Raw genomic sequence first — 23,797 nt, 5'->3', positions numbered from 1 at the left:
GACGGCTGCCTTCCGCTGAGGGACGCGTAGATCAACTCCGGTGTGCCAGGGTCGTGAGGTCATCGCGAACTGTAAGAGACGAATACGTCGAGGGGGACGTACCGATGCTTCCTGCCCTGCGCGTGGTCGCTGTGCTCCACGCGCTTTCCTTCCTGCTGCAACCGATCCTGGCGGGCCTGTTCCTGTCCGGACAGGACACGGCGATCGACTCGCACGCCACCAACGCCATGGTCGTCGTGGCCCTGTGTCTGGTCATGACCGTCCTGGCGGTCCCGGCCTGGCGCCGGGGCCTGGTGCCCCGCGCGGCGTTCACCGTCTCGGCCGCCCTGCTGGCCGTCGAGATCGTGCAGACGGGCGCCGGCTTCGGCCACGTCATGTGGATCCACATCCCGCTGGGCGTCCTGATGATGGGCGGCGTCGCCCAGCTCATGCCGCTGATCATGCGTCCGTACAAGCCGGCGGCCGCCGCATGAGCAGCCTTCGCGTGTCCCGCCGTGGCGCGCTGCGGCTCTTCGGCGGCGCCGGGATGGCGGCGGTGCTGGCGCCGGCGCTCGCGAGCTGTGCCAAGCCCGGCGATGACGGGATCAACCCCGGCACCCTGACGAGCAAGGCGAAGCTGCCGGAACCGTTCAGCGTTCCGCTGCCGATCCTGCAGGCCTTGGCCCCGGATTCCACCGATGCGCAGGGCGTCCACTTCTCGATGACGCTCAAGCAGGCCGAGGTCGAGATCCTGCCCGGCTACAAGACGAAGGTCTTCGGCTACAACGGGACGTTCCCGGGGCCGTATCTGGACGTGCACGCCGGCACGCCGATGGTCGTGCACCAGACCAACCAGCTGCCGGTGCCGATCGTCACGCACCTGCACGGCGGCCTGACCCCGCCCGCCGACGACGGCTTCCCCACCGACCTGGTGTTCCCGCAGGCGCTGGCGGACATGGCGAACCCGGGCACGGCCGGGTCGATGCCCGGCATGGGTGGCATGGAGGGTATGGACGGCATGCCGACGATGGCGGACCCGTTGGCGCACATGACCGCCGTACAGCGGGACTACGTCTTCCCGCTCAACCAGCGTGCCGCCACGCTCTGGTACCACGACCACCGCATGGACTTCAGCGGGGCGCAGGTCTGGCGCGGCCTGTTCGGGCTCTGCGTGGTGCGCGACGCCGAGGACGACAAGCTGCCGCTGCCCAAGGGCGATCGCGAGATCCCGCTGATGATCGCCGACCGCGCCTTCGACGCCGACGGCCAGCTGATCTACCCGGTGAAGGACCCGACGCTGCTCGGCAAGCCGGGCATGGACAAGTCGATCGCCGCCGGCGCGCAGGGCGACGTGATCCTGGTGAACGGCGCGCCCTGGCCGTATCTGGAGGTGGCCGCGGTGAAGTACCGGCTGCGGCTGGTCAACGCCTCCAACGCGCGCCGCTACGAGCTGGAGCTGGACGGACCCGGCGGCGGGGAGTTCGTCCAGGTCGGCTCCGACGGCGGCCTGTTGGCCGCGCCGCTGACACATTCCACGCTGCACATGTCCCCGGCCGAGCGCTTCGACGTGGTCGTCGACTTCTCCAAGTACCCGGTCGGCTCGACCGTGACCCTGAAGAACTCCGCCGACAGCGGCGGCCCCGGCCGGGTGATGCAGTTCAAGGTGACGTCCAAGGCCTCGGACGACTCCTCGGTCCCCGCCACGCTGTCCACGGTCGAGAAGCTGACCGTGGACGGGGCCAAGCGCCGCATGGTCTTCGCCTTGGACGGCGACCAGTGGCACGTGAACGGCAAGGCCTTCGACCCGGCGCATCCGCTGCTGAAGCCGGTGTTCGGCAAGACGGAGCAGTGGACGGTGACCTCTGTGGAACGGCACCCGGTGCACCTGCACGGGGCGCACTTCCAGGTGACGGGGCGCGGCTCCGGCGGGCTCGGGGAGTACGACCACGGTTGGAAGGACACGGTGGAGCTGTCTCCGGGCTCTGAGATCACCTTCGCGGTGCGGTTCGACTCCTACCGGGGGCGGTATGTGGCGCACTGCCACAACCTGGAGCACGAGGACATGGGGATGATGGCGACCTTCCAGGTCGTGTGACCGGCGGCGGGTGCCGTCACGGTGTCAGCGGCACCCGCCACGTCACCCGCGTTCCCCAGTCGTCCTCGGCCGGACCGGCGTGGAAGCTGCCGCCGAGTTCCCGGGCGCGGGCGGCGAGGTTGGTCAGGCCCTGCCGGGCGGTGCGCGGGCTCGGCCGCCAGCGCGGCATCGGGGCGCCGCCGTCGTCGAGGACGTCCAGGGTCAGTGTCGTCTCCGGCGCCGTCTCGACGGTCACCACCACATCGACCCGGGTGGCGCCGGCGTGTTTGGCCGCGTTGGCCAGGGTCTCGCGCACGGCGGCCACCAGGTGCGCGCCGGTGTCCCCGCCGACCAGGGAGTCCAGCGGGCCGGTGAAGCGGACCGAGGGCTCGAAGCCGAGTACGCGGGCCGCGCGGGAGGCCTCGCGCAGGACCCGAGCGCGGGTGGAGGTCGCCTCCTGGTCGGCGGTCAGCTGGAGGTCGAAGATCGTGGTGCGGATCTCGGCGATCACGGCGTCGAGCTCGTCCATGACAGCCTCCAGCCGCTCCGCGGCGGCAGGCAGGTCCGGGTCGGAGGCGCCCAGGCGGCGGTTGAGGGTCTGCAGCGACAGGCCGGCGGCGAAGATCCGCTGGATGGTGAGGTCGTGCAGGTCGCGGGCGATGCGCTCGCGGTCGGCGTAGACGGCCAGCCGGTCCTCGGCGGCGCGGGCCTCGGTGAGCGCCAGCGCCAGACCCGCCTGGTGCGCGAAGGCGGTGGCCAGCCGGACGTCCTCGTCGTCGAAGCTCCGGCCGCCCGGGGCGTTGGCCAGCACCAGCGTGCCGATCGGCCGGTCGTCGCGCTGCGCCAGCGCGGCGTAGACGATGGCGCCGAACCGGCGGAACGGCGGCGCGAGTTCCTCGGGTGTGCTGGAACCGGCCTCCAAGGTGAAGGGACGGCCGGTGACCGCCACCCGCACCGAGTGCCGATGCGGTTCCACGAGCGACCCGCGCACCTGGTCGGCGGCCAGGCCGGTGGCCACGTCGATCCGCCAGCTGCCGTCCATGTGCTGGAGCAGCAGTGAGCAGTGGTCGGCGCCGGAGGCCTCCCGGGCCCGCTCGGCGACCAGGGTCAGCACGTCGTGCGGGTCCTCGGCGAGCAGCATCAGGGTGATGACGTCCGTGGCCGCCGAGAGCCAGGACTCACGGCGGCGGGAGGCGGCCAGCGCGGCGCGCAGATCGGCTGTTTCGGGTGATTCGCGCGTATCGGACATCGGTCCGAGTCTAGGCCGGGGGCCGCGAAGGCGCCCGGTGGCCCTGGCGCTACTTCAGGAATTCGGCGGCGACTCGCTGCAGGATGTCGTTCGCCTCGACCTCGCCGATCGTGACGCGCGCGCCCTCGCCGGCGAACGGCCGGACCACGATCCCGGCGGCCTCGGCCTTCGCGGCGAACTCCACGGTGCGCTCGCCCAGGCGCAGCCAGATGAAGTTGGCCTGGCTCTCCGGCACGGTCCAGCCCTGCTCGCGCAGCGCGGCGGTGACCCGGGTGCGCTCCTGGACCAGCGCCTCGCAGCGCTCCAGCAGCTGCTTCTCGGCGCGCAGCGACTCGATCGCGGCCACCTGCGCCAGGCTGTTCACCCCGAACGGCACGGCGGTCTGCCGCAGCGCCGCGGCGACCGGCTCGTGCGCGATCGCGAAGCCGACGCGCAGTCCGGCCAGGCCGTAGGCCTTGGAGAAGGTGCGCAGGACCGCCACGTTGGGGCGGTCGCGGTAGAGGTCCACGCCGTCGGGGATGCTCTCGTCCCGCACGAACTCCCGGTACGCCTCGTCGATCACCACGAGCACGTCGCCGGGGATCCGGTCCAGGAAGCGCACCAGGTCGTCCTCGGGGATCGCGACGCCGGTGGGGTTGTTCGGGTTGCACACGAAGATCAGCCGCGTGCGGTCGGTCACCGCGGCGGCCATCGCGTCCAGGTCGTGGTGCTCGCCGGGGGTCAGCGGCACCCGCACCGAGGTGGCGCCGGAGATCTGGGTGATGATCGGGTACGCCTCGAAGGAGCGCCACGCGTAGATCACTTCGTCGCCCGGCCCCGAGGTGGCCTGCAGCAGCTGCTGCGCGACACCGACCGAGCCGGTCCCGGTCGCCACGTGCTCCACCGGCACGCCGAAGCGCTCGGCGATCTCCGCGCTCAGCGCCGAGCAGCCCATGTCCGGGTAGCGGTTGAAGTTCTCCGCGGACTTCTGAACCGCTTCCAGCACGCCCGGCAGCGGGGGGTAAGGGTTCTCATTCGAGGACAGCTTGAAGGCGGAAGCGTCGGGGTTCTTTCCCGCCTTGTAGGCGGGGATGCCGCGCAATGCTTCACGGAGCTTCGGGGTCTGGACGTCGTCGGCCACGGCTGGAATCTCCTTCTCGGGGTTGATCTCAGATTAACCGTCCCGGGACTTTTCGCCGACCGCCCGAAGCGGGACATATCAGGTGTGACCCTCAACGGATTCGCCTACGGAGAGTTGTCATTCGGAGCGGACGGTCAACCGGCCGATCCCAGCCAGCGAGGAGCCGCCCCGGCGGTGGCCCTCGGCGCGGACGTGACGGACCTGCTCGTGCTCTCGCACGGCTGGCTCGACGACCCGCCACGTGCGCAGATCCTGTACTCCGGCCTCACCGCGGCCATCGCCCAAGCCGGCGGCGCCCCGCCGGGACTGGCGGTCCTGGGGATCCTGTGGCCGGCCAAACGATTCGACGCCGAGCCGGAGGTCGAGGCCGCGGCGGTGGCGGCCGGCGCCGGCGACCCGAGCGGCCGGGCCGCCGAGTCCTTCGTCACCCGGATCCGGCACCGCGTCGGCGGGGAGATCGAGCGGCTCCCGGTGTCGGCGGAGTACGCCAACCCCGGCGACCACCAGGCCGCCTTCTTCGGCCTGGAACCCAGGACGCTGCTGGAGAGGTTCGGGTCGCTGGAGGACGGCATCTCCGCCGTCATGAACCTGGCGACCTACTACGAGATGAAGGCGCGCGCCGGCGCGGTCGGCAAAGGGCTCGTCCCGGTGCTGGCCGCGGTCCGCGCAGCGCGCCCGGAGGTCCGGCTGCACCTGGCCGGGCACAGTTTCGGGGCCCGGGTGATGGCCTCGGCGCTGACCAATTGCGAGCCGTTCCCGGTGTCGTCGATGACGCTGATCCAGGGGGCGTTCTCGCAGTTCGGGTTCGCCAAACAGTGGGACGGCGTGCACGACGGCCTGTTCCGCCCGGGGTTGTTCGGCGGGCGGCTGAAGGGGCCGGTGGTGGTGACGTACTCGCACCACGACGAGATGGTCGGCATCCCCTATGAGCTGGCCTCGCGGCTGGCCGGGGACCAGCCGGACACGACCGGGATGGTGCGCGACAGCGATGTGCGCGACGAGTTCGGCGCGATCGGCCGGCACGGCGCGCTGTCGTCGCCGGAGTCGGTGTGGGGACGGATGCTTCCGGTGGAGGGCGCGGGATACGCGTTTCCGGCCGGGGCGATCAGCAATCTGGATTCGGCCGAGTTCGTCAGCAGCCACTTCCATGTGATGACGCCGGAGATGGGGAAGGTGCTGGTGGCCGCGATGGCGGTGCGGGAGGCGCCCGAGTAGGGGCCGTGCCTTGCGGATCCGGCCGCGGCCTCATGGCCGGATCTGTCACTCCTGTGTCATTGCGGACTTCGGGGGCGGCGGCGAGGCTTGAGGCATGAGCCGCCGCGTGGTCTTCCTGGTCTTCCCGGACTTCCAGCTGCTCGACCTCACCGGGCCGCTGGAGGTGTTCTCGCAGGCGGACAGGCTGTACCGGTCGGATCGCCGGCGGTATGAGACCGAGGTCGTGGCCTCGGCGGCCGAGCCGGTGACGGCGTCGGACGGCTTGGCCGTCGTACCGCACCGGACCATGGCCGAGGCCGCCGGGCTGCTGATCGACACGCTGGTGGTGGTCGGCGGCCGCGGGGTGCGGGCCGCGAGCGAGGATCCGGCGTACGTCGAGTGGGTCCGGGCGGCGGCGGGTCGAGCGCGGCGCGTCGCCTCGGTGTGCTCCGGCGCGTTTCTGTTGGCCACCGCGGGACTTCTCGACGGCCGGCGCGCCGTCACGCACTGGGAGTCCTGTGACGAACTGTCCGAGCGGTTCCCGGACGTGCTCGTCGAAGCGGACCCGATCTTCATCCGCGACGACCCGATCTGGACCTCGGCCGGGGTCACCGCCGGCGTGGACCTGGCGCTGGCGCTGGTCGAGGACGACCACGGCGCGGAGGTGGCGCGGGGCATCGCCAAGCAGCTGGTGGTGTTCGTGCAGCGGCCCGGCGGCCAGGCGCAGTTCAGCCGCCAGCTGGCGGCGCAGCGCCCGGGACGCGACGCGCTGCGCGAGACGCAGGCCTGGATCGCCGACCACCTCGACGACGACCTCAGCCTGCCGGCGCTGGCCCGGCGCGCGGCGCTGAGCGAGCGGCACTTCTCGCGGGTGTTCCGCGCCGAGACCGGGATGACGGTCGCGGCGTACGTCGAGGCGGCACGGATCGAGGCGGCGCAAAGGCTGCTGGAGAGCACCCGCGACGGCCTGGACCGCATCGCCCGCACCTGCGGCTTCGGCACGGTCGAGACCATGCACCGCACCTTCAACCGGACGATCCGGGTCACGCCCGGCGAGTACCGGCGGCACTTCAGCGTCCGCAGATAAGGACGCTGGCTTTCACGACGCTGGCCTTCACGGCGCCGGTTTACGTCGCTGTCTTTCACGACGAGGAGTCGATCATGCCCCGCATCGCTATCCCCCTGTTCCCCGGCTTCATGCCGCTGGACCTCGTCGGCCCGTACGACGTCCTGCGCTTCCTGCCGAACGCCGAAGTCGTGTTCGTCGCCACCGAACCCGACGTGATCGCCGGCGCCGACGGCGGCTTCGGCCTCAAGGCCCAGGCCACCCCCGACGACATCGACGCCTGCGACATCCTCCTGGTCCCCGGCGGCCGCGGCACCCGCGACTACGAGGCCCGCAAGCCCCTGACCGACTGGATGGCCCGCATGCACGAAACCACCACCTGGACCACCTCGGTGTGCACCGGCGCCCTCCTCCTCGGCGCGGCGGGCATCCTCAAGGACCTGGACGCCACCACCCACTGGAACGCGATCCCCGAACTCGAAGCCTTCGGCGCGCGCTACACCCCCGAACGCGTGGTCCGCCGGGGCAAGGTGGTCACGGCGGCGGGCGTCTCCTCCGGCATCGACATGGCCCTGACCCTGACCGGCCTGATCGAGGGCGAGGAGTTCGCAAAGGCGGTCCAGCTCTGGATCGAGTACGACCCCCAGCCGCCGCACGACACCGGCTCGGTCGCGAAGGCCGGCCCGGAGCTGGCGGCGAAGACGCCGGGGCTGATCGCGGGCGGGGCGCGGAGGGGGTAGGGCGCGGTTTTTTGTGCGCAGCGCTCTCAGCGAGGCTGCCCCAATGACCCGTCCGAAGCCCGCCAGCGCCGCCCCGCCGCGCCGCGCAGGATCGATGAGTGGTTGAGATTTCAACCATCTGCATCGAACCTCAAGGAGTCCCCATGGACCTCGCGTTGCGCGGCCGCGTCGCCGTCGTCACCGGCGGCAGCAAGGGTATCGGTCTCGCCGTTGTCAGGACCCTGCTGGATGAAGGCGCTTTCGTTGTGGCCGCTTCGCGGTCGGAGTCGGCGGGACTGGCTGATCTGGCCGGGCCGAATCTGGTGCATGCGGCCGGTGATCTGATGGATCCGGAGTTTCCGGAGCGGTTGGTGGCGCGGGCTGTCGAGGCGTTCGGGGGTCTGGACATCCTCGTCAACAACGCCGGGGGTCCGCCGCCCGGTGTCGTGCTGCCGCGGGGGCCGTTTCTTGATGGCGGGGACGTCGACTGGCAGGCCGTCTTCGACTTCAACCTGTTCGCCGTCGTGCGGCTGACGCGCGTCGCGCTGCCGCACCTCGTCGGGCGCGGGGGCGCGATCGTCAACGTCTCCTCGACGCTGGCTCGGCAGCCCGCCACCAACAACTACGAGTACTCGGCCGCGAAGGCGGCGCTCAGCCATGTGTCCAAGAGCCTCGCCGAGGAGTTCGGGCCGCGGGGGGTGCGGGTGAACACGGTGCTGCCGGGGGTCACGCGGACCAACTGGTGGACCGATGAGGGCGGGGTCGCGGACATGTTCGCCGGTGCCATGGGGATCGACCGGGACACCTTGCTCGACAAGGCGCTGCCGGAGAATCTGCGGTTGAGTACCGGGCGGATCGTGGAGCCGCAGGAGGTCGCCGACGCGGTGGTGCTGCTGGCGTCGCCGCGGTCGCGGGGGACCAACGGTTCGGAGTTCGTGGTGGACGGCGGGATGTTGAAGGAGCTGTAGGAACCGCTTCGGGGCGGCTGCCCGAACAGCCCCGCCTTACCGGCGCGCGCGTCCCGTGATCGATTGCGGAGGCGCCCGCGCCGGTTTAGGTTACCGACCAGTAGTGCCGAAAGCCGTATGCCGTGCGCCGTGCGCCGAGCGCCAAGGAGGAGGCAGCCATGCCCGTGCTCCGGTCCCAGCTGGACCCGTCGTCGGAAGCCGCGCGCGGCGATCGCGAGGCGGTGCTGGCCGCGCTGGAGCGGATCAGGGAGCTGCAGCGCAAGGTCATGGCCGGCGGCGGCGAGAAGTACGCCGAGCGCCACCGCTCGCGCGGCAAGCTGCTGGCCCGGGAGCGGCTGGACCTGCTGCTCGACGAGGACTCGCCGTTCCTGGAGCTGGCCGCGCTGGCCGGGACGCATGATCCGGCCGAGACCGTCGGCGGGGTGTCCGGGATCGGAACCGTGTCCGGGGTCGAGTGCGTGATCGGGGCCAACGACCCCACGGTGAAGGGCGGTGCGGTCGGTCCCTCGGGTGTGGCCAAGCAGCTGCGGATGCTGGAGGTCGCCGAGCGGAACCGGCTGCCGCTGATCTCGCTCACCGAGTCCGCGGGCGCCGATCTGCCGCGGCAGGCGGACATCTTCGTGCCGGGCGGGGCCTCGTTCAAGGGGATCTCGCGGTTGTCGGCGGCCGGGATCCCGACGCTGTCCATCGTCTTCGGGTCCTCGACGGCCGGCGGCGCGTATGTGCCGGGCATGAGCGAGTTCACGGTGATGGTGAAGAACCAGGCCGCGGTCTACCTCGGCGGGCCGCCGCTGGTGAAGATGGCCATCAACGAGGACACCGACGACGAGACGCTCGGCGGCGCGGACATGCACGCGCGGGTCTCGGGCCTGGCCGACCATCTCGCGCGCGACGAGCGGGACGCGATCCGCATCGGCCGGCAGATCATCGCCGACCTGCGTTGGCGCAAGGCCGGCCCGGGGCCGACCGAGAGCCCCGACGCCCCGCTCTACGACGCCGAGGATCTGCTCGCGCTGGCCCCGATGGACCTGCGGCGGCCGGTCGAGGTGCGCGAGATCCTGGCGCGGGTGCTGGACGGCTCGCGCTTCTCGGAGTTCAAGCCGCTGTACGGCACCACCCTGGTCTGCGGCTGGGGCTCGATCCACGGCTACCCGGTCGGCATCCTGGCCAACAACGGCATCCTGTTCTCCGAGGAGGCCAACAAGGGCGCGCACTTCATCCAGCTGGCCAACGCCCGCGAGGTGCCGCTGCTGTTCGTGCAGAACATCACCGGCTTCATGGTCGGCTCGCGCTACGAGCGCGGCGGCATCATCAAGGACGGCAGCAAGCTGATCAACGCCGTCTCCAACTCCACGGTGCCGCACGTGACGCTGATGGTCGGGGCCTCCTACGGCGCCGGCAACTACGGCATGTCCGGCCGCGCCTACGACCCCCGCTTCGTGTTCACCTGGCCGAACCACCGGATCGCCGTGATGGGCGGACGGGAGTTGGCCGGGGTGATGTCGATCGTGCAGCGGCAGAAGGCTGAGAAGGCCGGGCAGCCGTACGACGAGGCCGCCGACGCGCAGACCCGCGAGTTCATCGAGGCGATGGTCGACGGGCAGTCCGACGCCGTCTACGCCAGCGGCCGGCTGTGGGACGACGGCGTCATCGACCCGCGCCAGAGCCGCACCGTGCTGGGTCTGGCGCTGTCCGCGATCGACTCCGGGCCGGTGGCGGGGACACGGGCTTTCGCGCCTTTCCGCATGTAGTCGTGACGACGGTCACAGCTCCACGGCCGACTGTCCGACCTGTGAGACAGTGACGCCATGCCGACGTATCCGACCTTCTCGACCGTGCTCGTGGCCAACCGGGGCGAGATCGCCCGGCGGGTCTTCCGCACCGCCAAGGCGATGGGCCTGCGTACCGTCGCCGTGTACTCCGAGCCCGACGCCGACGCGCCGCACGTGCGCGAGGCCGGCGTCGCGGTGGCGCTCGGCGGCAGCACCAGCGCCGAGTCGTACCTGGACGTCGCCAAGATCCTGGACGCCGCGCGCAAGACCGGCGCCGACGCGATCCACCCCGGCTACGGCTTCCTGTCGGAGAACGCCGGCTTCGCCGAGGCGTGCGCCGAGGCCGGGATCGTCTTCGTCGGACCCTCGCCCGAGGCGATCCGCAAGATGGGCATCAAGCACGTGGCCAAGGCGATCGCGAAGGACGCCGGCGTGCCGGTGCTGCCGGACGCGCTGCTGACCACCGACGAGCCGGAGGACTGGCGCGAGGCCGCCGAAGGCGTCGGATTCCCGTTGCTGGTGAAGGCTTCCGCCGGTGGCGGCGGCAAGGGCATGCGGCTGGTCTCCGCGGTGGAGGAGCTGGAGAACGCGGTCTCCGGGGCCCGGCGCGAGGCCGCGGCGGCCTTCGGCGACGGGACGGTGTTCCTGGAGCGCTACCTGACCGCGTCCCGGCACATCGAGATCCAGGTGTTCGGCGACATGCACGGGAACGCCGTGTTCTACGGCGAGCGCGAGTGCTCGGTGCAGCGGCGGCACCAGAAGGTCGTCGAGGAGGCGCCGTCCTCCGCGGTCGGCGCGGAGGTCCGGGCGCGGATGGGCGAGGTCGCGTGCGCGCTGGTGCGCGAGCTCGGCTACGTCGGCGCCGGGACCGTGGAGTTCCTGTTCGACGACACCGCCGACTCCTACTACTTCCTGGAGATGAACACCCGGCTGCAGGTCGAGCACCCGGTCACTGAAGAGGTGTGGGACCAGGACCTGGTGCGCAGGCAGTTCGAGGTCGCGACCGGCGCGGTGCTGACCGCGCCCGACGCGGACGCCATGCGCGGCCACGCGATCGAGGTCCGCCTCTACGCCGAGGACCCGGCCCGCAAGTACATCCCCTCGCCCGGGACGCTGGCCCTGTACGAGCACGCCGATGTGCCCGGGATCCGTTATGAGGACGGCGTCCGCAGCGGCAGCGTCGTCTCGCACTACTACGACCCGATGCTGGCCAAGGTGGTCGCGACCGGTGCCACCCGCACCGACGCGGCGCTGAAGCTGGCCTCGGCGCTGGCCGGCATGCGGATCCACGGCGTGAAGACCAACCGGGACCAGCTCGTCGCGATCCTGCGCGACGCCGACTTCCTGGCCGGGACCACGCGGACCGACTTCCTGGACCTGCACCCCGCGCTGGCCGCGCCCGAGGACCGGGTCGACGTCACCGCGCACCTGGCGGCGGCCATCGCGGTGTCGGTGCACCGGCGTCGCGAGTCCGGCGGCGCCACGGCGTTCGCGCCGGCGGGCTGGCGGCTGCTGCCGTACGACGGTGCCAACGCGGCGTGGACGCGGCAGGACGTGCGCCGCGCGCCCGAAACGCCGGTTACGTACCGTTTGGACGGTTCGTCCCTGTACCTGATCCACGGCGGGGCCGAGTACGAGGTTTCCCTGAAGGATCTGGGCCCTGACTCGGCACGCGTGGCGGTGGACGGGGTCGACCGGCTGTGCCGGGTGCGGGTTGCCGACGACACCGTGGTGTGGGTCGACGACAGCGACGGCGGGCACTCGGCATGGAAGCCGACGCCGCGCTTCCCGGACGACGCCGACGCCTTCGCGACCGACGACGGGGCCGCTGAAGTGCCCGGGACCGTGGTCGCGGTGGCCGTGGCGGCCGGGGACCGGGTGAAGGCCGGGCAGGTCCTGGTGACCATGGAGGCCATGAAGATGGAGCACCAGGTGAAGGCCGGGCGTGACGGAGTGGTCGGGTCGGTGGACTGCGCGGTGGGGCAGTTTGTGGACGCGCACCAGATTTTGGTGACTTTGGCCTGATGGGGCGTGCGGAGATCGTAAGTCCCGCGCGCGCATAGTGCTGGCGTGCGGGGCGTTTACGGCACAGAATCGGGGCATGCCTGCCACGCAAAGAGCTGAGACGCGCGACCCGGTGGAGTTCCACTGGCTCGGCGACATAGTGCGTGTGAATCTTGACGAGAACGCGCGGGGCCCGGTCCTGGCCTACGGGGGCGAGGAGTGGGACTGGACGGGGTTCGACTCCCGCGTCCGCAAATGCGTGACCGGGATCCGCAGCGACCGGCTCCAGCGCGGCCAGCGCGTCGCCGTGCTCGCCCGCAACCACCCGGTCCACTTCGAGACGCTGTTCGCGGCCAGCAACATGGGGCTGGTCTGCACCTGGCTGGACTGGCGCCTGGACCGGGCCCACCTGGTCCACGCCCTGAACGAGGCCGAGGCCCGGATCCTGTTCGTCGGCGAGGAGTTCGTGGAGCTCATCGAGGACTCGATGATGGAGATCTCCTCGGTGGTCAGCACCATCACGGTCGGCGGCCGCGAGGACGAGTACGAGGAGTGGCTGGAGACCCACGAGACGCACGAGGCGCTGCTGCGCGCGGCCCGCGAGGTGGCGGCCAGCTCCGGCCGCGGCGAGGACCCGGTGCTGCGGCTGTACTCCTCGACCGGGAAGAAGGGGCCGACGCGCGGCGAGTACACGCACCGCGCGCTGCTGGCCTCGGCCTCGGCGACGCTGCGCCGCAAGGCCCTGAGCCGCGGCGACGTGGAGGCACTGGACGCGCCGGTGACGGTGCACGAGGCGGCGGTGCGGGTGCTGGCGAACATGTCGGCGGGGGCCGCGACGGTGTTGGTGCGGGAGGAGTAGGACTCTCCTGCCGCTGCCGCTGCCGCCGCTGCTACTGCCAGACCTACTGCCAGACCTACTGCTTCGCCTCGGCCCGGGCCGCCCGCGCCGTCTTGCGGGCCGCGCGCCGTACCTTCGCCTCGGCCTGCTCCTGCACGATCAGGCGCGGCTGCCCCTCCAGGTGCGACAGGCCGTTCCAGGCCAGGTTCACCAGGTGCGCGGCGACCTCGGCCTTGGGCGGCTTGCGGACGTCGAGCCACCACTGCCCGGTCAGGGCGACCATGCCGACCAGCATCTGCGCGTACATCGGGGCGAGCTTGGGGTCGTAGCCGCGGTGCATGAAGTGCACGCCGAGCAGGTCCTCGACCTGGGAGGCGATGTCGGAGATCAGGGAGGCGAAGTTGCCGGTGGAGGTGGTGACCGGGGAGTCGCGGACCAGGATGCGGAAGCCGTCGGTGCTGGACTCGATGTAGTCCAGCAGCGCGAAGGCGGCCTGTTCCAGCAGTTCGCGGGCGTGCTCGCCGGTCAGGCCGGAGGTCACCATGGACAGCAGCTTGGCCATCTCCCGGTCCACCACGACCGCGTAGAGCCCCTCCTTGCCGCCGAAGTGCTCGTAGACCACCGGCTTGGACACGCCGGCCTTGGTCGCGATCTCCTCCACCGAGGTGGCGTCGAAGCCGCGTTCGGCGAACAGGGTCCGGCCGATCTCGATGAGCTGCTCCCGCCGTTCCTTGCCGCTCATCCGGGTGCGGGACGCCGGGGCCGGGGTTCGGGAAGTCACCAGGGCATTCTCTCAGGTTCGTCGCGACATGACGCGACCGGGGCGGAGGTTGCCTCCGTATGTGGGTCCGTCAGGCGCGCCTACTGGCCGAGCTTCGCCCACCCGTCTCCCACCACCGCCCGTTAAGGAGTCGCTTCGCGACCCAGTTTCGCCCACCCGTCTCCCACCACCGCCCGTTAAGGAGTCGCTTCGCGACCAAGTTTCATGGCGACCCGCTCCCGCGAGGGCCACCGCACGTCGCGCACCCAGCCGAACTTCTCGAACAGCCAGATGACCCGGGCCGAGGAGTCGATCTGGCCGCGCAGCACGCCGTGCCGGGCCGAGGTCGGGTCGGAGTGGTGCAGGTTGTGCCAGGACTCGCCCATCGAGAGCACCGCCAGCCACCACACGTTCCCGGAGCGGTCGCGGGAGCGGAAGGGCCGCTCGCCGACGGCGTGGCAGATGGAGTTGATCGACCAGGTCGTGTGGTGCAGCAGGGCGATCCGGACCAGCGAGCCCCAGAAGAAGGCGGTCAGTATCCCCTGCCAGCTCCAGGTGACCAGCCCGCCCACGGCCGCCGGCAGCAGCAGCGAGACCAGCACCAGGGCCGGGAAGGCCCGCGAGACCCGGACGATCGCGCGGTCCTTCAGCAGGTCCGGGGCGTACTGCTGCTGGTTGGTCTGCTCGGCGTTGTACAGCCAGCCGATGTGCGCGTGCCACAGGCCCTTCATCAGGGCCGGGACGGTCTCGCCGTAGCGCCACGGCGAGTGCGGGTCGCCGTCGTGGTCGCTGTAGCGGTGGTGCTTGCGGTGGTCGGCGACCCAGCGGATCACCGGGCCCTGGACCGCCAGGGAGCCGGCGATGGCCAGGACCACCCGCAGTGCTTTCTTCGCCTTGAACGAAGAATGGGTGAACAGGCGGTGGAAGCCGACGGTGATGCCGTGCCCGCTGATCGCGTACATCACCACCGCGATGATCAGATCGGTCCACGTCAGGCCCCAGCCCCAGACCACGGGGACGGCGGCCACCAGGGCCACGAACGGCACCCCGATGACCAGGCTCAGCGCGAAACGTTCCTTGAAGGTCTGGGTCTCCCCGCCGAGGGTGCCGCGAATCGGCGCCGGGGTCGTGGGCTGCTGCTGGGGTACGGACGTCGCCGTCATCGCGATCATGCCTTGGGGGGAAGTGCCCTGGTGGGGCTGGCGGATCGGGGGAACTGACCGCAACTTACGCTGCCGTAGGTTGGGTGACAAGGATGACACGGCGGGTGACGCTCGGATGTCGGATCGGAGTACTCACTTCGGCGGGCTCCACCGGCCCCGTCTGCCCGGTGCCGCCGCGGGCAAACCAGAGCGCGTGAAGGCCCGCGGATGTGCGAAACTGGCGACGACGATCCGCCATGGGGTAATTGGCAGCCCAGCAGACTTTGGATCTGTTTGTCCAGGTTCGAGTCCTGGTGGCGGAGCACTGGGAGGACGTCAGGGCCCGCGGCCGCGGGCCGCCCTCGCGCCGGATGGCTGCTCGCAACCCCTCCCCACGATCGCTACCCTCCTAGGGAACCGCCGCCGCCGAAGTGCGGCGCGCAGCACCGCACCCACGCTAGGAGTCGCTTCATGACCGACCAGCACGCGCCGACCGTCATCATCCTGGCCGCCGGCGAGGGCAAGCGGATGAAATCGGCGACGCCGAAGGTGCTGCACGAGCTGTGCGGGCGCACGATGCTCGGCCACGTGGTGGCCGCGGCGCAGGACCTGGCGCCGCGCCGGCTCGCGGTGGTCGTGGGCAAGGGCCGGGACCTGGTAGCGCCGCACGTCGAGGCGATCGCGCCGGAGGCCCGCGTCGTCGTGCAGGAGCCGCAGAACGGCACCGGGCAGGCCGCGCGGCTGGCGCTGGAGGCCCTGGCCGCCGACGGCGAGGCCGCCGACGGCACGGTGCTGGTCCTGCTGGGGGACGGCGCCATGGTCACCGGGGACACGCTGCGCCACCTCATCGCCGTGCACGAGAAGGCCGGCAACGCCGTCACCGACCTGACCGCCGTGGTGCCGGACCCGACGGGCCTGGGCCGGATCCTGCGCGAGCCGGACGGCACCGCCGAGGGCCGGGTCCTGGGCATCGTGGAGGAGAAGGACTGCACCCCGACGCAGGCCACCATCCCGGAGATCAACTCGGGGATCTTCGCCTTCGACGGCAAGGTCCTGCGCGACGCGCTCAGCCGGCTGACCACGAACAACGCCCAGGGCGAGGAGCTGCTCACCGACGTGCTGGCGATCGCCGTCGGCGACGGCCTGCCGGTCGGCGCCGTGGTCGCCGCCGACTACCACGAGGTGCTGGCCGCCAACGACCGCGCGCAGCTGGCCGACCTGCGGCGGCTGATGAACCGGCGGATCACCCGGCACTGGATGGTCCAGGGCGTCACCATCGTGGACCCGGCGACCACGTGGATCGACGTGCACGCCACCTTGGAGCCGGACTCCACGATCCGCCCCAACACCCAGCTGGAGGGTGCGACGCGGATCGCCGCCGGGGCGGAGATCGGCCCGAACTGCACGCTGAAGGACACCGTCGTCGGCGAGCGCGCGCGGGTCACCAACGCCACCACCGACGGCGCCGAGATCGGCCCGGAGGCCACCGTGGGGCCGTACACGTACCTGCGCCCGGGCACCAAGCTCGGCCGCAAGTCGAAGGCCGGCGGCTTCGTGGAGATGAAGAAGTCGACGATCGGCGACGGTACGAAGGTGCCGCACCTGGCCTACATCGGCGACGCCACGATCGGCGAGGGCTGCAACATCGGCGCCGGCGTCATCACCGCCAACTACGACGGCTACGACAAGTTCCCCACGCGCATCGGCGACCACGCCTTCGTCGGCACCAACACCACGCTCATCGCCCCGGCCGAGGTCGCCGACGGCGCGTACATCGCCGCGGGTTCGGCGGTGAACATGCCGGTGGGCCCCGGGGAACTCGCGGTGGCGCGCGGACGGCAGCGCAACATCGCCGGATACGTCGCGCGCAAGCGTCCGGACTCGGTGGCGGCGAAGGCCGCGGAGCGCGCGATCGAGCGGGCGGCGGGCGAGGTACGGACAGCCGTTGAGACCAATCCCACAGGCGGTGAGACCGACGGACCGGGGGACGCGGTCTGAACGACTCGTTGCGTCTGAGAGTATGAAAGAGCTACGGCCCCTCGTCTCTTAGGAGAACCCACCGTGACCGGCCTCAAGACCACCGGTGAGAAGAAGCTCATGCTCTTCACCGGACGTGCTTATCCCGAGCTGGCCCAGGAAGTCGCCGAAGAGCTGGGGGTCGAGATCGCCCCCATGAAGGCGCACGACTTCGCCAACGGCGAGATCTACACCCGATTCGAGGAGTCGGTGCGCGGCAGCGACGCCTTCGTGATCCAGTGCCACTCCGCCCCGATCAACCACTCCATCATGGAGCAGCTGATCATGGTGGACGCGCTGAAGCGGGCCTCCGCCAAGCGGATCAGCGTCATCACGCCCTTCTACGGCTACGCCCGCCAGGACAAGAAGCACAAGGGCCGCGAGCCGATCTCCGCGCGCCTGATGGCCGACTTCTTCGCCACCGCCGGCGCCGACCGGCTGATGGCGGTGGACCTGCACACCGACCAGATCCAGGGCTACTTCGACGGCCCGGTGGACCACCTGTTCGCGCTGCCGATCCTGGTGGACTACATCAAGGGCAAGTACGACGCCTCGAAGCTGACGGTGGTCTCCCCCGACGCCGGCCGGGTGCGTACCGCCGACCGCTGGACGGACCGCCTGAACACGCCGCTGGCGATCGTGCACAAGCGCCGCGACCCGAACATCCCGAACACGGTCTCGGTCCACGAGATCGTCGGCGAGGTCAAGGGCCGCACCTGCGTGCTGGTCGACGACATGGTCGACACCGCCGGCACCATCTGCGCGGCCGCCGAGGCGCTGTTCGAGAACGGCGCGGCCGAGGTCATCATCGCCGCGACGCACGCGGTGCTGTCCGACCCGGCGACCGACCGGCTGAAGAACTCGCGCATCAGCGAGGTCATCTTCACCAACACGCTGCCGATCCCGGACGAGAAGCGGTTCGACAAGATGACCGTCCTGTCGATCGCGCCGATGCTGGCCCGGGCGATCCGCGAGGTGTTCGAGGACGGCTCGGTCACGTCGATGTTCGACGACCACAACCACTGAGCCTCACCCTGGTGCTCCGGACCACGTCGTGGTCCGGAGCACTGCTTTGTGGGCAGTAAGCTGGACCTTTGTCCGGCGAGGGCGCGGATGGACATCCTGCGCCGTTATCGACGAAACAAGGAGAACGAAATGGCTGAGATCCGTATAAGCGCTGAGGAGCGCTCCGAGTTCGGCAAGGGCTTCGCCCGCCGGGCCCGCGCTGCCGGCAAGATCCCGGGTGTCGTGTACGGCCACGGCGAGTCCGTGCGGCACGTGCTGCTGCCGGGTCACGACCTGATGATCGCGCTGCGGACTCCCAACGTCCTGCTGAACCTGGAGTTCGGCGACGGCAAGACCCAGCTGGCGCTGCCCAAGGACGTGCAGAAGGACCCGGTCAAGCGGACCCTGGAGCACGTGGACCTGCTGCTGGTGCGCCGCGGCGAGAAGGTCACCGTGGACATCCCGATCACCGTCACCGGCGAGGTCGTCACCGGCGCGGTCCTGGACCACTCGCTGAACAACCTGACCGTGACCGCCGAGGCCACCCACATCCCGACCGGCATCGAGGTCGACGTGGACCGCAAGGAGGAGGGCTTCCAGCTCTTCGTCCGCGACCTCCCGCTGCCCACCGGCTCCGAGCTGGTCACCGACGGCGACCAGCTGGTGCTGCAGGTCGTCGTGACCCGCGCCGAGGTGGCCGAGGAGGCCGCCGAGGGTGAGGCCGCCGAGGGTGCCGAGGGCGAGGCCGGCGAGGCCGCGTCCGAGGAGTCGGCCGCGGAGTAAGCACTCCGCGCACCGCTATCCTGGTCATCATGACCACTTCCGAGACCCGCGATCAGCTCTGGATGATCGCGGGTCTCGGCAATCCCGGGCCCGGCTATGCCGGCAACCGGCACAACGTCGGCTTCATGGTCGTGGACCTGCTCGCCTCGCGGGTCGGCGGCAAGTTCAAGTCCCACAAGGCCCGCGCGGACGTCGTGGAGGGCCGCCTCGGGATCGGCGGGCCGCGGTTGGTGCTGGCCAAGCCGAAGACCTTCATGAACCTGTCTGGCGGCCCGGTGAAGGCGCTGCGGGACTTCTACAAGATCGAGCCGGCGCAGATCGTCGTGGTGCACGACGAACTCGACGTCGACTACGGCACGCTGCGGCTCAAGCTCGGCGGCGGCGACAACGGCCACAACGGCCTGCGCTCCATCTCCTCGGCTCTGGGGACCAAGGACTACTACCGCGTGCGCTTCGGCGTGGGACGCCCGCCGGGCCGGCAGGATCCCGCGGACTTCGTGCTGAAGGACTTCTCCTCGGTCGAGAAGAAGGACCTGGACTACCACGTGGACCGGACCGCCGACGCGGCCGAGGACCTGATCCGGCGCGGGCTCGTGGACGCGCAGAACCTGTATCACGCGGCCTGACGGCTGACGCGCATGCACCGATCGGTGGATGCCGGTCCTCAGCCGGATCGGCGCCGGGGACGAGCTCGCTGGCCGATCCGCCAAGGGGTGCCCGAGGGCGAACCTTGAGGCATGGCAGCGATCGAGGTACGGAACCTCAAGAAGACCTACGGCGACACCACGGCCGTGGCCGATGTCTCCTTCGAGATCGGCGAGGGCGAGATCTTCGGCATCCTCGGCCCGAACGGCGCCGGGAAGACCACCACCGTGGAGTGCATCAGCGGTCTGCGGACGGCGGACGCCGGATCCATCCGCGTCCTGGGCCTGGACCCCGAACGGGACCGCGAGGACCTGCGCCAGGTGCTCGGGGTGCAGCTGCAGGAGAGCCAGCTGCCGGCGAAGATCCAGGTGCGGGAGGCGCTGGAGCTGTACGCGTCGTTCTACCGCGAGCCGGCCGACGTCGAGCAGCTGCTGACGCAGTGGGACCTGACGGACAAGGCCACGGCACGCTTCCGCAAGCTGTCCGGCGGCCAGAAGCAGCGCCTGGCCGTGGCGCTGGCGATGGTGGGCAACCCGCGGGTGGCGGTCCTGGACGAGCTGACCACCGGGCTGGACCCGCACGCCCGCCGCATCGCCTGGGAGATGGTCGAGCAGGTCCGCGCGGCCGGGGTCACCGTGCTGCTGGTCACCCACTTCATGGAGGAGGCCGAGCGGCTCTGCGACCGGGTCGCGATCATCGACGCCGGCCGGGTGGTGGCCGTGGACACCCCGGCGGGGCTGGCGGCCCGCGGGTCGGCCGCGGGGCAGCGGATGCGGTTCCGGCCCTCGGAGCCGGTGGAGGACGCCCCGCTGCTGGCGCTTCCCGAGGTGCGCACCGTCGAACGGCACGGCGCGTACCTGGAGGTCACGGGCACCTCGGAGGTGATCGCCGCGGTCACCGCCTACCTGGCCCGGCGGCAGATCATCGCCGCCGAGCTGCGGGTCGAGCAGAGCAGCCTGGACGACGCCTTCATCGCGCTGACCAGCCACCCGAATGCCGGCGACACGAACCCTGGCCACACGAATCCCGGCCACACGAACACCAGCGACACGAATCCCGACGCCGCCGCCTCCGCGTCCGCCACCCCCGTCCACGCCCAGGAGTCCTGATGGGCACCGCGACCTTCTCCTCCCGCTCCTCCCGTCTGCTGCCCGAGTTCCGGATGACCGGCAACGGCTTCCGCACCCTGGTCCGCACCCAGGCGCGGCTCTTGTGGCGCGAACCCGCGGTGGTGCTGTCCGGCGTCGTGCTGCCGATCGCGCTGATCACCGTCTTCGGTCTGATCCCGGCCTTCGGCAAGCCCTCGGCCTCGCTCGGCGGCCGGACGACGCTGGACGTCTACGTGCCGACCTTCGCGATGCTCTCCTCGGTGCTGACCGCCTTGACCGCGCTGCCGGTGTCGTTCGCGGACCTGCGGGAGCGCGGGGTGCTGCGGCGCCTGGCGGTCTCGCCGGTGCCGGCCGCCGGGCTGCTCGCGGCGCAGGTCGCCGTGATCGCCACGACGGCCGCCGCGACCGCGGCCTCGGTGGTGCTGATCGGCGTGGTCGGCTTCGGGGCCGCGTTCCCCGCGCACCCGGTGCTGATGCTGGCGTCCTACATACTGGGGACGACGGCCTTGCTGGCGATCGGCCTGCTGATCGCGGCGCTCGCGCCCTCGGCGGGGGTGGCCACCGGCTTCGGCGTGCCGACGATGATCCTGAACTTCTTCTTCGCCGGCGTGTACGTCCCGCTCCAGCAGCTGCCGCAGTTCCTGCGCACGGTCAGCGGGTTCGTGCCCTACGGCGCGATCGTGGACACCTGGTCCGGGACCGGCGCGGCCTGGCAGCATCTGCTGGTGTTGGCGGGGTACACGGTCGTCGGCGCGCTGGCGGCGGCCCGAGTCTTCAAGTGGGAGTAATGGATTCGGCGAAGGTCCAGCAGTGGATCCCCTATGTGGGCCTGACCGTCTCCCTGACGCTCGCTCTGAGCATCGGCCCCCGGACCGCGGCGTACTACGCCGTGGTCCTCGGCGGTTCCGCGGCCGCGGCCCTGTGGCTGCGCCGGGGCATGGCCATGCTGGAGGAGCAGGATCCTCCCGTGCTGCGCGCCGTGGTCTACTACGCGGTCCTGCTGGCGCTGCTGGCGACCTTGATCCTGACCAGCCCGCTGTTCGGCTTCTTCGGCTTCACCGGATACCTGCACGCTCTGGTCCTGCCGGGCCGGACGAAACTGGTGGGCATCGCGGGCACCGCCGCGGCGATGGCCACCACGCAGATGGGCGGGATCGCCAACATCCATGGTGTCGGCGTCTATCTCTACCTCGTCCTGTTCGCGGTGAACCTGATGATCGCTGGCGCCCTGACCGTCACCGGCGTGGCCGAGCAGGAGCACCGGCGCGAGCTGGCCGAGGCCAACGAGCGGCTGCGCGAGATGCTGGAGGAGAACGCCGGGCTGCACGCGCAGCTGGTCGCGCAGGCCCGGGAGGCCGGCGTCCTCGACGAGCGGCAGCGGCTGGCGGGGGAGATCCACGACACCATCGCGCAGGGGCTGACCGGCATCGTGCGGCAGCTGGAGGTCGTGGAACGGTTCGAGGACGACGCGGACAAGCGGCTGCACCACCTGACCCTGGCCCGGGAACTGGCGCGCGAGAGCCTGGCCGAGGCGCGCAGGTCGGTGCGGGCACTGCGGCCGGGACCGCTGGCGGTGGCCCAGCTGCCGGAGGCGCTGGCCGAGCTGACGGCGTCGTGGTCGCGCACCGCGGGGATCCAGGCGCGGGTCGAGGTCTCCGGTCATGCCGTGGTTCTGTCGCCGGAAGTGGAAGTGGTGTTGTTCCGGGCCGCGCAGGAGGCGCTCGCCAACGCCGGGAAGTACTCGGGCGCGAGCCGGGTCGGGGTGACGCTGTCCTACACGACGGACGTGGTCGTCCTGGACGTCGTCGACGACGGTCGCGGTTTCGAGCCCGGCGGGGAGCCGTCGGGGGACGGGACCGGCTACGGCCTGACGGCCATGCGCTCGCGGCTCAAGCAGATCGGCGGGACGCTCACGATCGAGAGCGAGCCGGGGGACGGGACGGCGATCAGCGCGGCCGTACCGCTCGCGCCGCCTGTGACTCCGGCTGCTGACGGGTTGCCCGGTGCGGTCCCGGTCGCGAGATGATGGCGCGCATGACTGCCATCCGCCTCTTGATCGTGGACGACCACCCGATCGTCCGCGACGGTCTGCGCGGCGTCTTCGACGGCGAGGAGGGCTTCGAGGTGGCCGGCGAGGCCTCCGACGGGGCCCAGGCCCTGGAGCGCGCGGCGGAGTTGGGGCCCGATGTGGTGCTGATGGATCTGCGGATGCCGGCCATGGGCGGCGTCGAGGCGATCCGCCGGCTGCGGGCCGATCGGCCGGATATCAGGGTCCTGGTGCTGACCACCTATGACACCGAATCCGATGTGCTGCCCGCGATCGAGGCCGGCGCGACCGGCTATCTGTTGAAGGACGCGCCGCGCGAGGACCTCATCCGCGCGGTCCGCGCCGCGGCGGAGGGCCAGCCGGTGCTGGCGCCGACGGTCGCGCAGCGTCTGATGACCCGCGTCCAGGCGCCGCCGGCTCCGGTGCCGGCCGGCGAGGCGCTGACGGACCGGGAACTGGAAGTCCTGCGCCTCGTCGCCTCCGGCACCACCAACCGCGAGACCGCTCGCACGCTGTTCATCAGTGAGGCCACGGTCAAGACCCATCTGCTGCACGCGTACGCCAAACTCGGTGTCCGCGACAGGGCGGCTGCGGTCTCCGAGGCGTACAAGCGCGGCCTGCTCAAATAAGCGTCGCGAGCTTGGCGGCGGTCTCCCCGACGTTGTAGTCCCCCGGCAGGGTGTCGAAGAGAACGATGTCGGCGACCATGTGCTCGGTCCGAAGGTGCTTGATGGCCTGGTACTCCGCTGAGTTCCACCAGGCCCGGACGGCTTCCAGGGTGGGGAACTCGATGAGGATCATGTCCCCGTCCCAGGATCCCTCGACGACGTCCTTCGCGCCGCCGTGGAAGGCGAAGCGTCCGCCGAAGGGGTCCATGGTCCCCTGGATCCGCTCCAGGTACTCGACGATGTCCGCGCAGAGTTCGACGGAACGGACGCTGGCCAGTGCGTAGGCGGTCATTTCGCTGGTCTCCTCAAGCTGTCGTATTCGCTGACGAGATCAAGGTTCTCAGGGGGATGACACCTGGCGCGATTACCCGGCAGGTAATAGATTCCTAGATCACGGGGCGGGCCGAAAACAGTGCTTAACCTGGGAGTTGTGGATGTCGATGGGAATGGTCCTGAATGCCTTCATCGCTGCGGCGGTCGGCGGGATCTGCCTGTCAGGACTGTTCAAGCGCGGCAGGGAGCGCCGGGTCACCCGGGTCAGCGGCACCGCCGACCGGTACGAGGCACAGGTGAGATGACACTGGCCGCATAGGCCTCATAGACAACACAAGGGCGGCGTCCTCGCGGACGCCGCCCTTC

At 70.8% G+C, this 23,797-nt stretch carries 23 protein-coding genes and 1 tRNA gene; 19 read left to right on the top strand and 5 right to left on the bottom strand.

Going from position 1 to position 23,797, the window contains the following annotated elements; translation table 11 throughout:
* The first annotated feature begins 104 nt into the window (after positions 1–104).
* On the top strand, positions 105–473 hold the full coding sequence (locus ABIA35_RS01800) for a hypothetical protein (protein WP_370343075.1): 369 nt from the start codon (positions 105–107) through the stop codon (positions 471–473).
* A complete protein-coding gene (locus ABIA35_RS01795; RefSeq protein ID WP_370356264.1) occupies positions 470–2,074 on the top strand; it encodes a multicopper oxidase family protein in 1,605 nt (534 codons plus the stop codon). The genes ABIA35_RS01800 and ABIA35_RS01795 overlap by 4 nt, the downstream gene beginning before the upstream one ends.
* A 16-nt stretch (positions 2,075–2,090) precedes the next feature.
* On the opposite strand, the gene ABIA35_RS01790 is transcribed toward ABIA35_RS01795, so the two are convergent.
* Together ABIA35_RS01790 and hisC are read right to left on the bottom strand one after the other, a co-directional pair.
* Complete coding sequence (locus ABIA35_RS01790) at positions 2,091–3,302, bottom strand: GAF domain-containing sensor histidine kinase (protein ID WP_370356262.1); 1,212 nt, start codon at positions 3,300–3,302, stop codon at positions 2,091–2,093.
* A 49-nt stretch (positions 3,303–3,351) separates the two neighbouring features.
* Positions 3,352–4,422: a histidinol-phosphate transaminase gene (hisC, locus tag ABIA35_RS01785; protein ID WP_370356260.1), complete on the bottom strand. Its 1,071-nt coding sequence runs from the start codon at positions 4,420–4,422 to the stop codon at positions 3,352–3,354.
* Between the two features lie 174 nt (positions 4,423–4,596).
* Here hisC and ABIA35_RS01780 point away from each other — a divergent pair, with 174 nt between their 5' ends.
* The 7 genes from ABIA35_RS01780 to ABIA35_RS01750 all read left to right on the top strand — a co-directional run bounded on the left by ABIA35_RS01780 (position 4,597) and on the right by ABIA35_RS01750 (position 13,004).
* Positions 4,597–5,637 carry a hypothetical protein gene (locus tag ABIA35_RS01780; RefSeq protein WP_370356258.1) on the top strand — a complete coding sequence of 347 codons (1,041 nt, stop codon included), beginning with the start codon at positions 4,597–4,599 and terminating at the stop codon, positions 5,635–5,637.
* Positions 5,638–5,731: 94 nt separating this feature from the next.
* Complete coding sequence (locus ABIA35_RS01775; protein ID WP_370356256.1) at positions 5,732–6,703, top strand: GlxA family transcriptional regulator; 972 nt, start codon at positions 5,732–5,734, stop codon at positions 6,701–6,703.
* Positions 6,704–6,777: 74 nt separating this feature from the next.
* Positions 6,778–7,422: a DJ-1/PfpI family protein gene (locus tag ABIA35_RS01770; RefSeq protein ID WP_370343067.1), complete on the top strand. Its 645-nt coding sequence runs from the start codon at positions 6,778–6,780 to the stop codon at positions 7,420–7,422.
* Between the two features lie 143 nt (positions 7,423–7,565).
* Complete coding sequence (locus ABIA35_RS01765; RefSeq protein WP_370356254.1) at positions 7,566–8,369, top strand: SDR family NAD(P)-dependent oxidoreductase; 804 nt, start codon at positions 7,566–7,568, stop codon at positions 8,367–8,369.
* Positions 8,370–8,527: 158 nt separating this feature from the next.
* On the top strand, positions 8,528–10,120 hold the full coding sequence (locus ABIA35_RS01760) for an acyl-CoA carboxylase subunit beta (RefSeq protein ID WP_370343065.1): 1,593 nt from the start codon (positions 8,528–8,530) through the stop codon (positions 10,118–10,120).
* Positions 10,121–10,177: 57 nt separating this feature from the next.
* On the top strand, positions 10,178–12,166 hold the full coding sequence (locus tag ABIA35_RS01755) for a biotin carboxylase N-terminal domain-containing protein (RefSeq protein WP_370356252.1): 1,989 nt from the start codon (positions 10,178–10,180) through the stop codon (positions 12,164–12,166).
* A 76-nt stretch (positions 12,167–12,242) separates the two neighbouring features.
* Positions 12,243–13,004, top strand: coding sequence for an AMP-binding protein (locus ABIA35_RS01750; RefSeq protein WP_370343062.1), 762 nt, complete (start codon positions 12,243–12,245; stop codon positions 13,002–13,004).
* A 55-nt stretch (positions 13,005–13,059) separates the two neighbouring features.
* Here ABIA35_RS01750 and ABIA35_RS01745 read toward each other — a convergent pair whose 3' ends face one another.
* Together ABIA35_RS01745 and ABIA35_RS01740 are read right to left on the bottom strand one after the other, a co-directional pair.
* Entirely contained in the window at positions 13,060–13,725 is a 666-nt protein-coding gene (locus ABIA35_RS01745; protein WP_370343253.1) for a TetR family transcriptional regulator, read from the bottom strand.
* Positions 13,726–13,940: 215 nt separating this feature from the next.
* The gene (locus ABIA35_RS01740) at positions 13,941–14,906 is read right to left on the bottom strand and encodes an acyl-CoA desaturase (RefSeq protein WP_370356250.1); all 966 of its coding nucleotides are present in this window, start codon (positions 14,904–14,906) and stop codon (positions 13,941–13,943) included.
* Between the two features lie 230 nt (positions 14,907–15,136).
* On the opposite strand from ABIA35_RS01740, the gene ABIA35_RS01735 reads away from it, so the two are divergent.
* From ABIA35_RS01735 to ABIA35_RS01695, 9 genes are all read left to right on the top strand, one after another.
* Positions 15,137–15,208: transfer RNA gene (locus ABIA35_RS01735), tRNA-Gln, on the top strand.
* A gap of 148 nt (positions 15,209–15,356) precedes the next feature.
* The gene (gene glmU, locus ABIA35_RS01730; protein ID WP_370343059.1) at positions 15,357–16,883 is read left to right on the top strand and encodes a bifunctional UDP-N-acetylglucosamine diphosphorylase/glucosamine-1-phosphate N-acetyltransferase GlmU; all 1,527 of its coding nucleotides are present in this window, start codon (positions 15,357–15,359) and stop codon (positions 16,881–16,883) included.
* Between the two features lie 63 nt (positions 16,884–16,946).
* Positions 16,947–17,927, top strand: coding sequence for a ribose-phosphate diphosphokinase (locus ABIA35_RS01725; RefSeq protein ID WP_370343058.1), 981 nt, complete (start codon positions 16,947–16,949; stop codon positions 17,925–17,927).
* A gap of 129 nt (positions 17,928–18,056) precedes the next feature.
* Positions 18,057–18,689: a 50S ribosomal protein L25/general stress protein Ctc gene (locus ABIA35_RS01720; protein ID WP_370343056.1), complete on the top strand. Its 633-nt coding sequence runs from the start codon at positions 18,057–18,059 to the stop codon at positions 18,687–18,689.
* A 29-nt stretch (positions 18,690–18,718) separates the two neighbouring features.
* Positions 18,719–19,315 (top strand): aminoacyl-tRNA hydrolase, encoded by a 597-nt coding sequence (gene pth, locus ABIA35_RS01715; RefSeq protein ID WP_370356248.1) that lies wholly within the window; start codon positions 18,719–18,721, stop codon positions 19,313–19,315.
* 111 nt (positions 19,316–19,426) lie between these two features.
* A complete protein-coding gene (locus ABIA35_RS01710; protein WP_370356246.1) occupies positions 19,427–20,443 on the top strand; it encodes an ABC transporter ATP-binding protein in 1,017 nt (338 codons plus the stop codon).
* Complete coding sequence (locus ABIA35_RS01705; RefSeq protein WP_370356245.1) at positions 20,443–21,231, top strand: ABC transporter permease; 789 nt, start codon at positions 20,443–20,445, stop codon at positions 21,229–21,231. Before ABIA35_RS01710 ends, ABIA35_RS01705 begins: the two co-directional genes overlap by 1 nt.
* Positions 21,231–22,469, top strand: a complete 1,239-nt coding sequence (locus ABIA35_RS01700; protein ID WP_370356243.1) for a sensor histidine kinase — start codon at positions 21,231–21,233, stop codon at positions 22,467–22,469. The genes ABIA35_RS01705 and ABIA35_RS01700 overlap by 1 nt, the downstream gene beginning before the upstream one ends.
* An 8-nt stretch (positions 22,470–22,477) precedes the next feature.
* Positions 22,478–23,119 (top strand): response regulator, encoded by a 642-nt coding sequence (locus ABIA35_RS01695; RefSeq protein WP_370356241.1) that lies wholly within the window; start codon positions 22,478–22,480, stop codon positions 23,117–23,119.
* Here the strand turns inward: ABIA35_RS01695 and ABIA35_RS01690 are convergent.
* A complete protein-coding gene (locus ABIA35_RS01690; protein ID WP_370343049.1) occupies positions 23,112–23,450 on the bottom strand; it encodes a DUF1330 domain-containing protein in 339 nt (112 codons plus the stop codon). The genes ABIA35_RS01695 and ABIA35_RS01690 overlap by 8 nt on opposite strands.
* A 142-nt stretch (positions 23,451–23,592) precedes the next feature.
* On the opposite strand from ABIA35_RS01690, the gene ABIA35_RS01685 reads away from it, so the two are divergent.
* Positions 23,593–23,736, top strand: coding sequence for a hypothetical protein (locus ABIA35_RS01685; RefSeq protein ID WP_370343047.1), 144 nt, complete (start codon positions 23,593–23,595; stop codon positions 23,734–23,736).
* Positions 23,737–23,797: the final 61 nt, after the last annotated feature.

Source organism: Catenulispora sp. MAP12-49 (assembly GCF_041262705.1).
Taxonomy (GTDB): domain Bacteria; phylum Actinomycetota; class Actinomycetes; order Streptomycetales; family Catenulisporaceae; genus Catenulispora.
Note: the sequence above shows the minus strand (reverse complement) of the source record. Positions and strands in the feature narration are given on the sequence as shown.